This is a genomic window from Gynuella sunshinyii YC6258, from assembly GCF_000940805.1.
Taxonomy (GTDB): domain Bacteria; phylum Pseudomonadota; class Gammaproteobacteria; order Pseudomonadales; family Natronospirillaceae; genus Gynuella; species Gynuella sunshinyii.
Genome location: NZ_CP007142.1, coordinates 5,008,302 through 5,021,475, shown reverse-complemented (window position 1 = coordinate 5,021,475; position 13,174 = coordinate 5,008,302). Strand labels below are relative to the sequence as shown.

At 48.1% G+C, this 13,174-nt stretch carries 10 protein-coding genes; 8 read left to right on the top strand and 2 right to left on the bottom strand.

Translation table 11 applies throughout. From position 1 onward, the window contains the following. Positions 1–36: 36 nt before the first annotated feature. A complete protein-coding gene (locus YC6258_RS20960) occupies positions 37–1,494 on the bottom strand; it encodes an ATP-binding cassette domain-containing protein (RefSeq protein ID WP_052830455.1) in 1,458 nt (485 codons plus the stop codon). A 304-nt stretch (positions 1,495–1,798) separates the two neighbouring features. Between YC6258_RS20960 and YC6258_RS20955 the strand changes: the two genes are divergently transcribed. From YC6258_RS20955 to YC6258_RS20915, 8 genes are all read left to right on the top strand, one after another. Beyond that, complete coding sequence (locus YC6258_RS20955) at positions 1,799–2,515, top strand: TetR/AcrR family transcriptional regulator (protein WP_044618649.1); 717 nt, start codon at positions 1,799–1,801, stop codon at positions 2,513–2,515. Beyond that, the gene (locus YC6258_RS20950) at positions 2,509–3,333 is read left to right on the top strand and encodes a 23S rRNA (adenine(2030)-N(6))-methyltransferase RlmJ (RefSeq protein WP_044618648.1); all 825 of its coding nucleotides are present in this window, start codon (positions 2,509–2,511) and stop codon (positions 3,331–3,333) included. Before YC6258_RS20955 ends, YC6258_RS20950 begins: the two co-directional genes overlap by 7 nt. Positions 3,334–3,672: 339 nt before the next feature. Then, complete coding sequence (locus YC6258_RS20945) at positions 3,673–4,155, top strand: ankyrin repeat domain-containing protein (RefSeq protein ID WP_052830454.1); 483 nt, start codon at positions 3,673–3,675, stop codon at positions 4,153–4,155. A 339-nt stretch (positions 4,156–4,494) separates the two neighbouring features. Continuing rightward, positions 4,495–5,115 carry a hypothetical protein gene (locus YC6258_RS20940; protein ID WP_044618647.1) on the top strand — a complete coding sequence of 207 codons (621 nt, stop codon included), beginning with the start codon at positions 4,495–4,497 and terminating at the stop codon, positions 5,113–5,115. 231 nt (positions 5,116–5,346) lie between these two features. After that, entirely contained in the window at positions 5,347–5,958 is a 612-nt protein-coding gene (locus YC6258_RS20935) for a DNA-3-methyladenine glycosylase I (protein ID WP_044620263.1), read from the top strand. Positions 5,959–6,146: 188 nt separating this feature from the next. Continuing rightward, the gene (locus YC6258_RS20930; protein ID WP_044618646.1) at positions 6,147–9,563 is read left to right on the top strand and encodes an ATP-binding protein; all 3,417 of its coding nucleotides are present in this window, start codon (positions 6,147–6,149) and stop codon (positions 9,561–9,563) included. A 3-nt stretch (positions 9,564–9,566) separates the two neighbouring features. After that, a complete protein-coding gene (locus tag YC6258_RS20925; RefSeq protein ID WP_044618645.1) occupies positions 9,567–10,484 on the top strand; it encodes a response regulator transcription factor in 918 nt (305 codons plus the stop codon). Positions 10,485–10,777: 293 nt separating this feature from the next. Next, complete coding sequence (locus YC6258_RS20915) at positions 10,778–12,361, top strand: hypothetical protein (protein WP_044618643.1); 1,584 nt, start codon at positions 10,778–10,780, stop codon at positions 12,359–12,361. A 49-nt stretch (positions 12,362–12,410) separates the two neighbouring features. Here YC6258_RS20915 and YC6258_RS20910 read toward each other — a convergent pair whose 3' ends face one another. Next, entirely contained in the window at positions 12,411–12,965 is a 555-nt protein-coding gene (locus YC6258_RS20910; protein WP_044620262.1) for a DedA family protein, read from the bottom strand. Positions 12,966–13,174: the final 209 nt, after the last annotated feature.

Here is a 13,174-nt window from a genome sequence, read left to right as displayed (position 1 = left end):
CTGGTTTGACGTGACGAACATCATTTGCTCATTCGTTTATATGTCTGCCGTTTCACTGTCGACTTGGTTTTGCACGATGCGATACAGAGCCGGACCATCATTGGCGACAAACTGCAGATGCGTGTTGAAGACCGGTAATTGTTCGTCCTGACGGTGACTGACAAACAGAACGGTAGAAGTGTTCAGCTGCGCAATACGCTCCAGACAGGCCAAAACCATGAAGCGGTTCTGGTCGTCGAGTCCCAGGGTGGGCTCATCCAGAATCAGCAGCGGCGGATGTTTGACCAGTGCGCGGGCGATCAGTACCAACCGTTGCTCTCCCCAAGACAGACTGCGGAACGGGTGATTGGCTCTGTCTGCCAGCCCGACGATGGACAACCACTGTACGGAAATATTCTTTTCTTTGGCTGATACCGGCCGGTACAGACCGATGCTGTCATGGAATCCGGACGCAGTGACACTGATGGCATTGCCGGGAACGCGGTAGTCCTGATGCAGTGAGCCGGATACCAGACCGATATGTTTCTTGATATCCCAGATGCTTTCGCCGCTGCCGCGACGATAGCCGAAAACGGTCAGGCCATTGTTAAAGCATTGCGGATGATCACCGGTAATCAGTTGCAGCAGTGTGGACTTGCCCGCGCCATTCGGACCGGAAATCAGGGTGTGCTGGCCGGGTCGCAGGCACCAGTTGAGATGTTCAAACTGGATTGTGTCGCCGTATTGAACACGGCTGTTTTCCATGCTGAGTATCGGGTCAAAACGGGCGGCCGGTGTCAGTGCCGGTGGTAGCTCAGGCAACTGGCTGGAATCAAAATGGAACAATCGCTGAATCGTATCATCGGTCAGAACCGATGGTTTTTCGCCCTGTAACAGCAGATGTCCCTGATGCAGTACCGCCACGTGAGTATGCCATGCCTGAATATCCTGCAGCTGGCTGGCGAAAATCATGATGGCCTGCCGGTCTTTCAGGATGGCCAGAAATTCCGTCAGTTGTGTACAGGACTGGCGATCCAGTCCTTCAAATGGCTCATCCAGAATCAGCAGCTGAGGATTGGTCAGCATGGCTCTGGCGATCAGCAGCTTGCGGGTTTCCCCTGAAGACAAGACCCGAAAACCACGATCCATCAGATATTCGATGCCGAACTGATGTATCAGCTCGTCAATGTCGCATTCATCGGCACCGGTTCCGGCCAGAATCTCACGACCGGTATGACCGTAGTCCAGCTGGTCCATAAAATCGGTATCGTCATCGTACAGCTCAGCTTCCAGCTGTGCCATTTGTGCTTCGAAACCGACACAGACACAGGATTCCGGCAGCTGTAATGCATCCGCCTGAAACGCTATCTCGTCATCCTGTTCAAGTATTCGTGCCAACTGGCTTTTGCCGGAACCGGTTGTTCCCAACAGACACCAGTGCTGACCGGCTTCAATATGCCAGTGACTGATTTGCAGTTGATCACTGCGCAGGTTCTGTATGTCTATGTTTTTCATGTCATCTCTGTGCATCTTGGTTATTTGTCAGTATGCTGTCGGCTGGTTACGGAATCGCTGAGCATCAAACTGTTTTCACGCTGAAGGCTTATCCAGAACATTGGATCATCTGCAAACCGGGTTCAGTACCTGGGAATGTTTACCAGTCACCAGCCTGACCGGCATCGTGTCACCAGGGTTGACTGGAGAATTGCCTGATCAGCGGATAACCAGGGACAGCTTTGGATGATTCCTGTTTTGGAGTTATTGTCACAATGACCATCAAGAGCGCAGGCATCATACCTCTGAGGTGGATAAGAAACCTATGAAAAAAAAGCAAGATGGGGTTGCACTAAACGCAAGCACAACAAGCACAAAAAGTAAGAAGGACAGCCGCATCCGGCGTCAGAATATAGAGGCCATCATCCGTGCCGCAGAAGATGAATTTGTCTCCCATGGCTACAAAGGTGCGACGATACAGGCAGTTGCGGATAAGGCCGGATTGCCGAAAGCCAATGTGCTGTACTACTTCAAGCGCAAATCCGATCTCTATTATGAAGTACTGGCCGGAATCCTTGATCTATGGAATTCATCCTTTGACCATGTAACTGCGGACGATGATCCCGCCGAGGCCATCGCTAATTATATCCGTTCCAAAATGGAGCTTTCCCGCCTTTATCCAAAAGCTTCAAAAATTTATGCCAGCGAGATCATTCATGGTGCCCCGTATTTGTCCCAGTATTTGAAACAGACTCATGCTGACTGGACCAATCAACGGGCAAAGGTGATCCAGAGCTGGATTGAACAAGGGCGGATGAAAGCCATCGATCCTCACCATCTGTTATTTCTGATTTGGGGTGCGACACAGCATTATGCGGATTTTTCGGCCCAGACCAGCAAAGTACTCGGGCGCGAGATGGATCAGACAGAGTTCGATCTGGCGACTGAGATGATGATTGAAATTATCCTGTCGGGATGCGGCATTGAAACCAGTCGTATTTTGAACAAGACACTGAATAAAAAACGGGAGCCTGAGTGTTAAGTTATCGTCATTCCTTTCACGCTGGAAATCATGCCGACATTCTCAAACACCTGACGTTGTATCTGGTTGCCGGGTATCTGACCCGAAAGGATAAGCCACTGGTTTATGTTGATACCCATGCCGGTGCTGGCATGTATCAGCTGAATCAGAAACATTCGCAACAGAACAAAGAATACCTCACCGGTATTCAGAAACTGTACGATGCAGAAAATCTGCCGCCGATGATCAGTGACTTTGTGGCCCTGATCAGGTCGGTGAGTGATCAGCATGAGCATTTATATCCCGGCTCGCCCATGATTGCGCAGGCCATGCTTACGGCGGGCCAGCGGATGATGCTCCATGAACTGCACCCAACCGATCTGCATCAGTTAAAACAATTGATGGAAGGTGACCGGCGTATCCGCGTGCTCGGCACGGATGGTTATCAGGGGCTGATTTCCATTGTGCCCCCGAAAGAGCGGCGGGCGCTGGTCCTCATTGATCCGCCATACGAGATCAAGCGGGACTATGACCTGGTATGCAGTACACTGGAAAAAGCCTGTAAGCGCTTTGGCAGCGGTGTTTACCTGCTGTGGTATCCGATTGTTGATCGTCAGCGTATCGACGCATTACACGGCAAAATCACCCGGATGGGAGTACCCGGGTTGTATGCTGAGTTGAGCATCGAAGCGGATCAATCGGGCTATGGTATGACCGGTAGCGGCATGATCGTACTTAACCCGCCCTATGTGCTTGAGCAACAATTACAGACCCTGCTCCCCTGGTTGGCATCCACCCTGGCGGGTACCTCCGGATCATATCAGTTAAAAGCGTTTTGATAGCTGACTTCATTCGATCGTGAGTGCCGTAACTGGCACCTACAAACTAACTATCCGTCAGTTTCTAATTCCCTTCAGTCATTGGAACCAGGACAAAGGGTGATTTTCAGCCGTTTGTTTCCAGTCTTATAACCGCATTTGAAAAAATAGAAACTGATGTTCAGTTTTTTAAAATGTACTGAGCCGGGAGAATCATCCATACTTTTTTCGTATTCCGATATATCTGTCTGGCGTTTAGATTTAGCGAGAAATGATAATCCAGTTATTCACAACCATGCCGGCAGGATCCATGAAAGAACACTCCACCTGCCTGCTCTGATACCGCGCAAAGGCAATGTTATGAAATATATGATACTAAGCGTCGTGTTCTTCGCCAGTGGATTGATCCGGGCAGAAGGTCTGATATCAGACGAAATGCAGGCAATGTTTCATGCTGACGAGAAATTACAGCAGTATTTTTTTATTGCCGCTCGTGACAACGATGTGGAAATGCTCTGGACATTTTTTGATTATGGATACCCGATCAACGATGTCGACAATGAAGGCCATACCGCATTAATGATCGCGGTGTATTACGGCAGTGAGGAAGCGGTTCAGGTTTTGCTGGATGCCGGCGCAGATCCTAATATCCGTGATGTACATGGGCATAATGCGTTTAAGACTGCGATTTCCCGTGGAGATCTCGGAGTTGCATATAAACTGCTGGGATATGGTTGTACCAATACTCAGGATGAGGATGACAAAATCTATGCTGGCATGTTTGCCCGTGAAGAGCTGCTTCAGGAACTCAACCGACAGCACGCGACTCTACTGATCCGCTAATTAAGAGCCCCTCGGAATCATTGGCAAGGTGAGTCATTATTCAGAGGGGATTGTTTATGATCGTGTGGCGACCGCTTGCCGCTGTACACGGTCGACAACACTTCTTGTAACTGCGTTGACCTCGACCATTTCTTATAAAGGGTCAGAGCTCTGAATCTGTGTTATCTCCCGTACAAGCCCGCGCCTCAAAAGACAGCCGTTCTGAATCATCACACACGTCGTCAAGTGATGTGTCAGGTTCTGAGAATCTGGCCATTGAAAGATTCCGATTTATGCATAGTATTGCTGTCAATAAATAAGATAACAGAACAATGGGATTTCTTTTCGAGCAGGCTGCTAATGGACAATAAAGTTTTGGATGTTTTAAATGTTATCAAAGACCTGGAACACGATATCTTGGCCTCTTGCAAATATTCGGTAGATGAGGATACACAAACGTTTGAATTCTCATTTAGCCAGTCGATCGTTGACCGTTACAGCCGTATAAAACAACACAGCATTGTTTTAACAATTTTCACTCTGCTATTAATGTTGGTGTGTTATTTCATCTTAAACTTAAGGAGCATTACTTTGCTGTCTGTGTTGGTAATGGCTTTTATATTTTTGTGCATAATATCACTGTTTTTGGCAGCTATTGCTTATGATACTACACGAAAAATTTTGATTAACCTGAATACCAAAACGATTTCTATTAATTCAAAACCCATCGAACCAGCCAAATTAAAAGGCATTGTTTTACGAAGAAACTATCGTAATAAGCGGTTTACATACGTAATACCCGGAGAGCCTTTACCTGACGAATATCTTGATGGAATTGGGGTTTATGTTCGATATGGCTTTATGAGTTTGGCACCGCTACTGACTTTTTCCACCACGCCATCTGCCGAGCGGTTTTATCACAGCATCAATCAGGCTCTGTATCCTGATAAGGTAATAGACATCAAATATACCTCTTTGTAGTGACTGACATCTGTTGATGTAGAGCCTTGATGCAGAAATGGACATGAACCAATCAATTTTTACCGTGCTAATGGTGACAATGGCCCTCAATCATAGTCAGACATGGCTTTAAAAGCCGTGTTTTTTCGGGTCTGTTTTGTCACAATGACCGGATGAGGGGGGGCCAGGATGATTGTATCAAGTCTGAGAAGTGTGCTCCTGACGTCAGCCAATTCTGATGAGTCAAATATTATGAGTGAGTTGTTTACCGGGCCGGACGGCCATAAGCGTTGTCGTTGGTGCAGTGCTGCACCGGATGAATTTTTGCCATATCATGATCAGGAGTGGGGATTTCCCGTTGCTGATGATCAGCGGCTGTTTGAAAAACTGTGCCTGGAAAGTTTTCAGTCCGGTCTCAGTTGGCGGACGATCTTAGCGAAACGGGAAAATTTCCGTCAGGCATTTTCCGGATTCGACTTTAATAAAGTTGCCCGATTTACCGAAAAAGATATCGACCGGTTGTTGCAGGATGAGGGCATTGTTCGCCATCGTGGCAAAATCGAAGCTGTCATCAATAACGCGAAATGTGCCCGGGAATTGGTGCAGCAGGAAGGTTCGCTGGCGGCTTTCTTTTGGCGCTATGAGCCGGCCGAGAACGATTTGCCAGAGCCGCAGACAGTATCTCAATCCCCTGAATCCGTGGTTTTGTCAAAGACCCTCAAAAAAATGGGTTGGAAGTTTGTTGGCCCGACAACTGTTTATTCATTTATGCAGGCCATGGGACTGGTCAACGATCACGCGACCGGCTGCATGAGCCGGACGCTGGTCGATCAGGCACGGAAAAAATTCGCCCGCCCATCATAATGTCGTGTGAACAAACGCTTTTTTCAAATCCGATGCAAGTCTCTCTGACAGCAGTGGCATAAACACTGCTGTAAGCTCATATCTCTAAACCCGGGGCGATATTTGATGGATCGCCGCCTCTTCCTTGTGCGTTTTCCGAGTGGGCTTGGATGCCGATATGCACTAAATTGGTGATATGGCAACCGTTCATGACAACAGAAGAATACTTTCCCTCATCACAAAAAATTCTGAAAGTACGGCGCCATTATAATCAGTGGGTCGCTAATCAGACGCTGGAAGATTTTGCTCTGCGTTTTACCGCCCGCAAAGGAAGGCACATGAGCATCGAACGGGTGGGGAGCACTGCGTTGGGGGCCACTGCGTTTCTGGCGCTTGAAGGAATCGCGGCTACGGTGACTCTGAGTTATGGGTTTATCAACACAGTGATTGCCATGGTAGTGGTTTGTCTGCTGTTTTTTATAACCGGCTTTCCGATCACTTATTATTCCGCCAAACACGGGCTGGATATCGATTTGCTGACCCGCGGAGCGGGATTCGGTTATCTGGGATCAACAATTACCTCACTGATCTATGCTTCTTTTACATTTATCTTTTTTGCGATAGAAGCGGCCATACTCGCGTCTGCATTGCAGGCATTGTTCGGTATTCCATTGGCCGTCGGTTATTTTCTCTGTGCGGTGGCAGTGATTCCCATCGTTATGAAAGGCATTTCTGCTATCAGCCGGTTTCAGATCGGTACACAAGGGCTGTGGTTGATATTGCAATGTTCCGCTTTGGCAGTCACGGTGATCTTTGACTGGAATAGTCTGGATGACTGGGCTGATTTTGCTCCGGTGCAGACTCCGGGCAGTGATCATTTTGATATTCTGTTGTTTGGTGCTGCGGCTTCGGTGTTCTTTGCCATGGTTGCGCAGATTGGCGAGCAGGTTGACTATCTGCGTTTTATGCCAGCCAAAACCCTCAAGAATCGTCGCCGCTGGTGGTTCTGGCTGATTCTGGCCGGACCCGGTTGGGTATTGGTTGGGATGATAAAAATGTTGTTAGGATCATTTTTGGCTTATCTGGCGGTGAGCCAGGGAGCAACATTGGCCGAAGCCAGTGATCCAACCCGCATGTATCAGCAGGTTTTCGGATATCTGATCCACTCCGAATATGGTGCGCTGGTACTGGCCGCGCTGATGGTGATCATCTCGCAAATGAAGATCAACCTGACTAACGCCTACGCCGGCTCGATTGCCTGGTCTAACTTTTTTTCCCGTCTGACGCACAGTCATCCCGGTCGGGTGGTCTGGCTGGTATTCAATGTTGCATTGTCACTGCTGTTGATGGAACTGGGGATGTATCGGGCATTGGAGGCTATTCTGGGAGTGTTTGCCATTGTGGCGGTCAGTTGGTTGGGATCATTGTCAGCAGATCTGTTGATCAACAAACCTCTGGGGCTGAGTCCGGCCACCGTCGAGTTCAAACGAGCGCACTTATACGATATTAATCCTGTTGGTACCGGCTCCATGCTTCTGGCAACCCTGACCGGCATGATCTGCTACCTTGGTGTTTTTGGCGAGATAGCAAAACAGTTGTGTCATTTCGCCAGCCTCGGAGTGTGCTTTATTTGTGTTCCGTTAATCGCCTGGCTGACACAAGGGCGCTACTATCTGGCTCGCCAGTCTCCGGAGTTGATACCCATCATTCGGTCAACATCATCGCCAGCCGAACCGGATATTGGCTGTGTGATTACCTGCGGCATCTGTCAGAATGAATTTGAATCTGAAGACATGAGTTTTTGTTCTGTTTATGCACAACCTATCTGCTCGTTATGTTGTTCTCTGGATGTTCGTTGTCTGGATAGTTGTAAACCGCACGCTCGGATCTCCCATCAAATGGTGGATTTTCTGGAACTGTTTCTGCCGGCAACCGCAGTACGATGGCTGAACTCCCGGCTGGGGCGTTTTGCCGGTCTGCTGATCGTTGTGAACCTGCTGAACATTTCTGTACTAGCCGTCATTTACCGGCATATGCAGCCCGATACGCCACAAGCTGCACAGTTACTGCAGCAAATGATCTGGATATTGTTTGTGGTGATGATGATCGTGACCGGTGTCGTCAGCTGGTTGTTTTTACTGGCTCATGAAAGCCGTCTCGTTGCCCAGCAGGAGTCCAATCGTCAGACCCAAAAACTGACCCGTGAAATTCAGGCCCATGAAAAAACCGACAGGGCATTGCAGCAGGCCAAGGAGCTGGCGGAGCAGGCTAGTATGGCAAAAAGCCGTTATTTGACTGGTATCAGTCATGAATTAAGAACCCCATTACAATCCATTCTGGGATATGCGCAGTTACTGGCTGACAAAAAAGATACCCCGATAGGACATCAACAGGGGCTTAAAATTATCCAGCGCAGTGGTCGTTATCTGGCTGACCTGATTGAGGGATTACTGGATATTTCCAAAATAGAGGCCGGCCGATTGGATCTGAATCTATCGCAGGTGGCGCTGCCGGAATTAATTGAGCAGCTCGAACATATGTTTGCGATGCAGGCCAGCAGTAAGCAGATCGGTTTTGTCTGCCGGATTCACAATCCGTTACCCACTCTGGTAAAAACGGACGAAAAACGTCTCCGTCAGATTCTCATTAATTTGTTATCCAACGCCATCAAATACACCACTCAGGGTCAGGTTGTCTTCGACATTCATTATCGCAACCAGGTGGCGGAGTTTTCCATCGTTGATAGTGGTCCTGGTATTTCACCGGAGCAACAGCAGCGCATATTTGAACCTTTCGAGCGGATACGGAATATCGAGACCCCTAATGTTCCGGGTACCGGGCTGGGGTTGACGATTGTGAAATTACTGACCGATATTATGGGCGGTGATGTCCAGCTTGAGAGTGAACCTGGAAAGGGCAGCTGTTTTAAAGTCAGCCTGATGTTGCCATGGCTTAACGCCCAGACAGTAGAGCCCGCCCGCCGTGTCATTCAGGGGTATCGTGGCCGGCGGCGATGTATCTGTCTGGTGGATGATGATCCGGTCGTGCGTGGTTTTTTGTCTGATTTATTGATGCCCTTCGGTTTCACTATCCTGGAAGCGCATAATGCCAGCAGTTGTTTGACCATGCTGGAGCAGCTGATTCCGGATTTGTTTATTCTCGATGTTTCGATGCCGGCTGTCGATGGACTGGAATTGGCCGGTATACTGCGCAACCGCAGTATTGCCGCACCCGTTATCATGTTATCTGCCAATGCCAGGATTCCCTCTGTGGCTGAAGCCGGTAAGCGGTTATATGATGCTTATCTGGTCAAGCCGATTGGCACCACGGAACTGTTGGATAAAATTGCTGAGTGTCTGGCATTGGAGTGGATATATCAGACAGATACCAGAGAAGAACAACCCAATCCAGCAGTGACAGGTATGATTCCGGACGAGATAGTGATTCCAGATAGCGAGCTGATTCGTCAGCTCAAGTCCTATGCTGAGCTGGGATACCCAAAGGGTGTCAATCAGGTCCTGGCTGAAATGGCGGAAAATGCTCTGGTTCCTGTCGAACTGCAACGTCACCTGGAACAGTTGAGCGCACATTTTCAGTTCGAACAGCTGATCAGAACTCTGGAGTAATGTATGAATGAAGTTGCCCGTAATGATGTTGTGCTGGTTGTCGATGACTCTGCGGATGCGCTGAGTCTGATCAATGAAGCACTCGAACCTCTTAATATGGACATTTTGGTGGCACTGGAAGGCAGACAGGCCATAAAAATTGCCCAGCGGATCAAACCGGACATCATTTTAATGGACGCAATCATGCCGAATATGGATGGTTTTGAAACCTGTCGTCAACTGAAGTCAGATGCGTCATTAGCCTCAGTACCTGTGCTGTTTATGACTGGGTTGTCCGAGACCGATGATATTGTCAGAGGACTCGAATGCGGTGGTGTCGATTATCTTGTCAAACCTATCGAGCCCAACGAGCTGATTGCCCGCATGAAGGTTCACCTTAACAATGCGCGACTGACCAGCAGTGCCCGTCATGCCCTGGACAGTACCGGTCAGCATTTGTTGACGGTTACCGGACAGGGGCAGATCCACTGGGCAACTCCAGAGTCATACGCCCTGCTCGCAAAGGCCGCTGTGACTGAATCCAGACAACAAAATGAATTTGCCGGACAATTAAGGCGTTGGCTGGAGCATGAGCCGCCGGCTGGTTTGCAATTATCCTTGCAGGGGATTGTGTATCCGTTATCGGTACGCATTATTGGCCGTCAGAGTAACGGACTTTGGCTGTTAAAGCTGTTGGATGGAAAGCGCCTCAGCGGCGCAGAGCTACTCAAAAAATTCCTTAACCTGACCCTGAGAGAAGCTGAGGTTCTGTATTGGATTGCTAACGGTAAAACCAATCGTGAAACCGGTGAAATACTTGCGGTCAGTCCACGTACTGTCAATAAACACCTGGAACAGATTTTTCCCAAACTTGGGGTGGAAAATCGTACCTCTGCCGCTGGTGTGGCATTGAGATTACTGGCAGCGGAAGGCGACGGATAAATGAGGGTTAGAACATCCACTTATATTGAGACTGTGGTAACTTTAAATTTGTTTATTGAACTTGTCGGAAAAATTAACACCATTCGTAAAATTTTGTCTTTTTTTTTTAAGTTTCCGGGCAAACCAATTGTCAGGCATTTACTTTTTCGTTTGATCGGCTTTATAGTGCAGCGCGCAAGATGTCTAGGAATCATGTTTTCTGGTTTGCTATTGGCCAATTTCAGATTTTGAAGTCGAAGGACGGCTTAAAATAATTATTGATACATCCAAATTGCTAAGGAAGGAGAGTGATCATGAAATACGTCTTGCCAAAGACTCCATTCATCCGCATTAATTTTGTTACTTTATGTGCGGTCATTTCTACACTGACGGTAACCAGTGCACAAGCCGTCGATGCTTCAGATGTCGATCTGGACGATGACGGGCTGATTGAAATCGAAACCCTCACAGAGCTGGATCAAATTCGCTACAACCTGAGTGGTACCGGTTATACGGATGCCAGTGGTATTACCAATGACACCGGTTGTCCAATTAACGGTTGCAACGGTTATGAACTGGCCAATGATCTTGACTTTGATACCGATGGAGACGGTGTATTGCACGACGAAACCGGTTTCTGGAATTTAGGTGAGGGCTGGATTCCCATTGGTAATGACAGTGCTCCCTTCAGTGCCAATTTCGAAGGTAATGGTTATTCCATTAAGAATTTATATATCAATCGACCCTATGAAAATGATGTCGGTTTTTTTGGGGTGGTAAAAAGCAGTGTCACTATAAAAAGGGTCCATTTGAATGGCGCATTGACCTCTGTTACTGGTGCAGATCAGGTAGGAGGATTATTGGGGCGTATTCAACTGGCCTCATATGCTGATACTAACACTGTGATCATCGACGATTGCTCTGTGACCGGTTCAATTAAGGGAGAAAAATTCGTTGGCGGACTATTGGGACGAGTGCATTCCTCGTGGGATGGTTATGTCGATATTGGTGACAGCTATACCAATACCACTCTAGAAGGAGAAAACTATGTTGGTGGCGTGATTGGTTATGCCAGTGTTGCCGCACTGGGAGCGATTGGTGTGTATAACAACTATGCGCAGGGGCTGACCAGTGGGGATTTTTATGTTGGAGGGTTGGTTGGAAAAATTTATTACGAGGGATATGAGGGTAGCATCATCGTTTCAGACAACACCGCCGACATGGACATATATGGCGACGATAGTGTCGGTGGAGCAGTTGGATCGACCTATGGTTATGGATATGAAAGTTATATGACTTTTGAAAAGACTCAAGCCAATGGCAAGGTCAGAGCACTGAATGGCAATGCTGGAGGTCTTGTTGGAAAAGTTTCGGTAGATAATGAAACCATTACCAATATATCCAAAGTTTCCGCTACCGGTAATGTTGATGGAATCTATAACGTGGGTGGACTTATAGGTTTCACACAAGCTGTGGATTGGGTCAGTCTTGCCGTTCATGATTCATACGCCCAGGGAGATGTCGATGGCGTCACTCAGGTGGGAGGTTTGATAGGTTTCGCTTATGCCGAAGGTGAGGCCGCATATGTTAGTGTCTTCAGAACTTATGCCAGTGGGGCAGTATCAGGTTCCGCCAATACCGGGGGGCTGATTGGTTTGAGTCAGGATGGTTATGATCCTGATGACCCGTACAGCAGCGCGATTGGAGTTGGCAGTAGTTATTGGGACAGTAACACGACCGGACAAACCCTGAGTGCGGGTGGTACCGGATTGAGCACGGTGGAAATGCAGTGTCCACAGACAGCGGGAGACAGCAATTGTGCCACCACTGTTTATAGCGGCTGGAGCAACAGTACCTGGGACTTTGGTTCTGACACAGCGTACCCAACGTTGAAGTAAACTCTGCTCATAACGGCAGCCATTACCAGTGTAATGGTTGCCCGAGTGATCAACGGCTGCGGCGCTTCAGTTGCCAATGAACCAGTAAGCCACCGATGAAGACGGTAAGGACAATGATCAAAATGATCTCTTCATATTTTTTCAGATCGCCCATTAAACGTTCGGCCAGATGACCGAAACTGTAACCGACCAGAGTAATCACTATGGACCAGACCAGTGCTCCCAGGAAGTTCAGCACCGAGTACTTCAGATAAGAGACTCTGGATAATCCGAGTGCGATCGGTGTGATGGTTCGGATGCCGTAAATAAAGCGAAAACCAACGATGAGCCAGTTTTCATGCTTTTGGATCAACCTGAATACTTTTTCCAGCTTGGACTGCATGGAGGGTGATTTGATTAGCGAGCGACCTTTTTTTCGACCGAGATAGAAGTAAAACTGATCGCCGGCAAATGAGCCAATCAGGGCGACTGTCATAACCCATGGGAGAGACAGATATCCCTGATGAGCCATCAGGCCGCCAATGACTAAAATTGCTTCTCCTTCGAGAAATGTTCCCAGTAGTAAGGCCAGATAGCCGTAATGAGTGACCAGGTTTTCCAACATATGCAGTACTGCTCTAATAGGATGTGGTGAAGATTTGCGGATTATAAGTAATGGTAGCTGGAAAAGAATGAAAGCATGATGAAAATCATGCCACAGATATTTGGCATGGGTAATCCTCAGGTTCATGCTGGAAAGAACCGGTACGCAAGTTCCATTACCCGATTTTGGGGTGGAAATGACTCTTTGGAGGGCTAGTCGACAATTAGCTG

Bases quoted from the DNA above. Each gene is read 5' to 3' on its own strand.
- YC6258_RS20960 (WP_052830455.1), bottom strand. From the start codon at position 1,494: ATGAAAAACATAGACATACAGAACCTGCGCAGTGATCAACTGCAAATC.
- YC6258_RS20955 (WP_044618649.1), top strand. From the start codon at position 1,799: ATGAAAAAAAAGCAAGATGGGGTTGCACTAAACGCAAGCACAACAAGC.
- YC6258_RS20945 (WP_052830454.1), top strand. From the start codon at position 3,673: ATGAAATATATGATACTAAGCGTCGTGTTCTTCGCCAGTGGATTGATC.
- YC6258_RS20940 (WP_044618647.1), top strand. From the start codon at position 4,495: ATGGACAATAAAGTTTTGGATGTTTTAAATGTTATCAAAGACCTGGAA.
- YC6258_RS20935 (WP_044620263.1), top strand. From the start codon at position 5,347: ATGAGTGAGTTGTTTACCGGGCCGGACGGCCATAAGCGTTGTCGTTGG.
- YC6258_RS20930 (WP_044618646.1), top strand. From the start codon at position 6,147: ATGACAACAGAAGAATACTTTCCCTCATCACAAAAAATTCTGAAAGTA.
- YC6258_RS20925 (WP_044618645.1), top strand. From the start codon at position 9,567: ATGAATGAAGTTGCCCGTAATGATGTTGTGCTGGTTGTCGATGACTCT.
- YC6258_RS20915 (WP_044618643.1), top strand. From the start codon at position 10,778: ATGAAATACGTCTTGCCAAAGACTCCATTCATCCGCATTAATTTTGTT.
- YC6258_RS20910 (WP_044620262.1), bottom strand. From the start codon at position 12,965: ATGTTGGAAAACCTGGTCACTCATTACGGCTATCTGGCCTTACTACTG.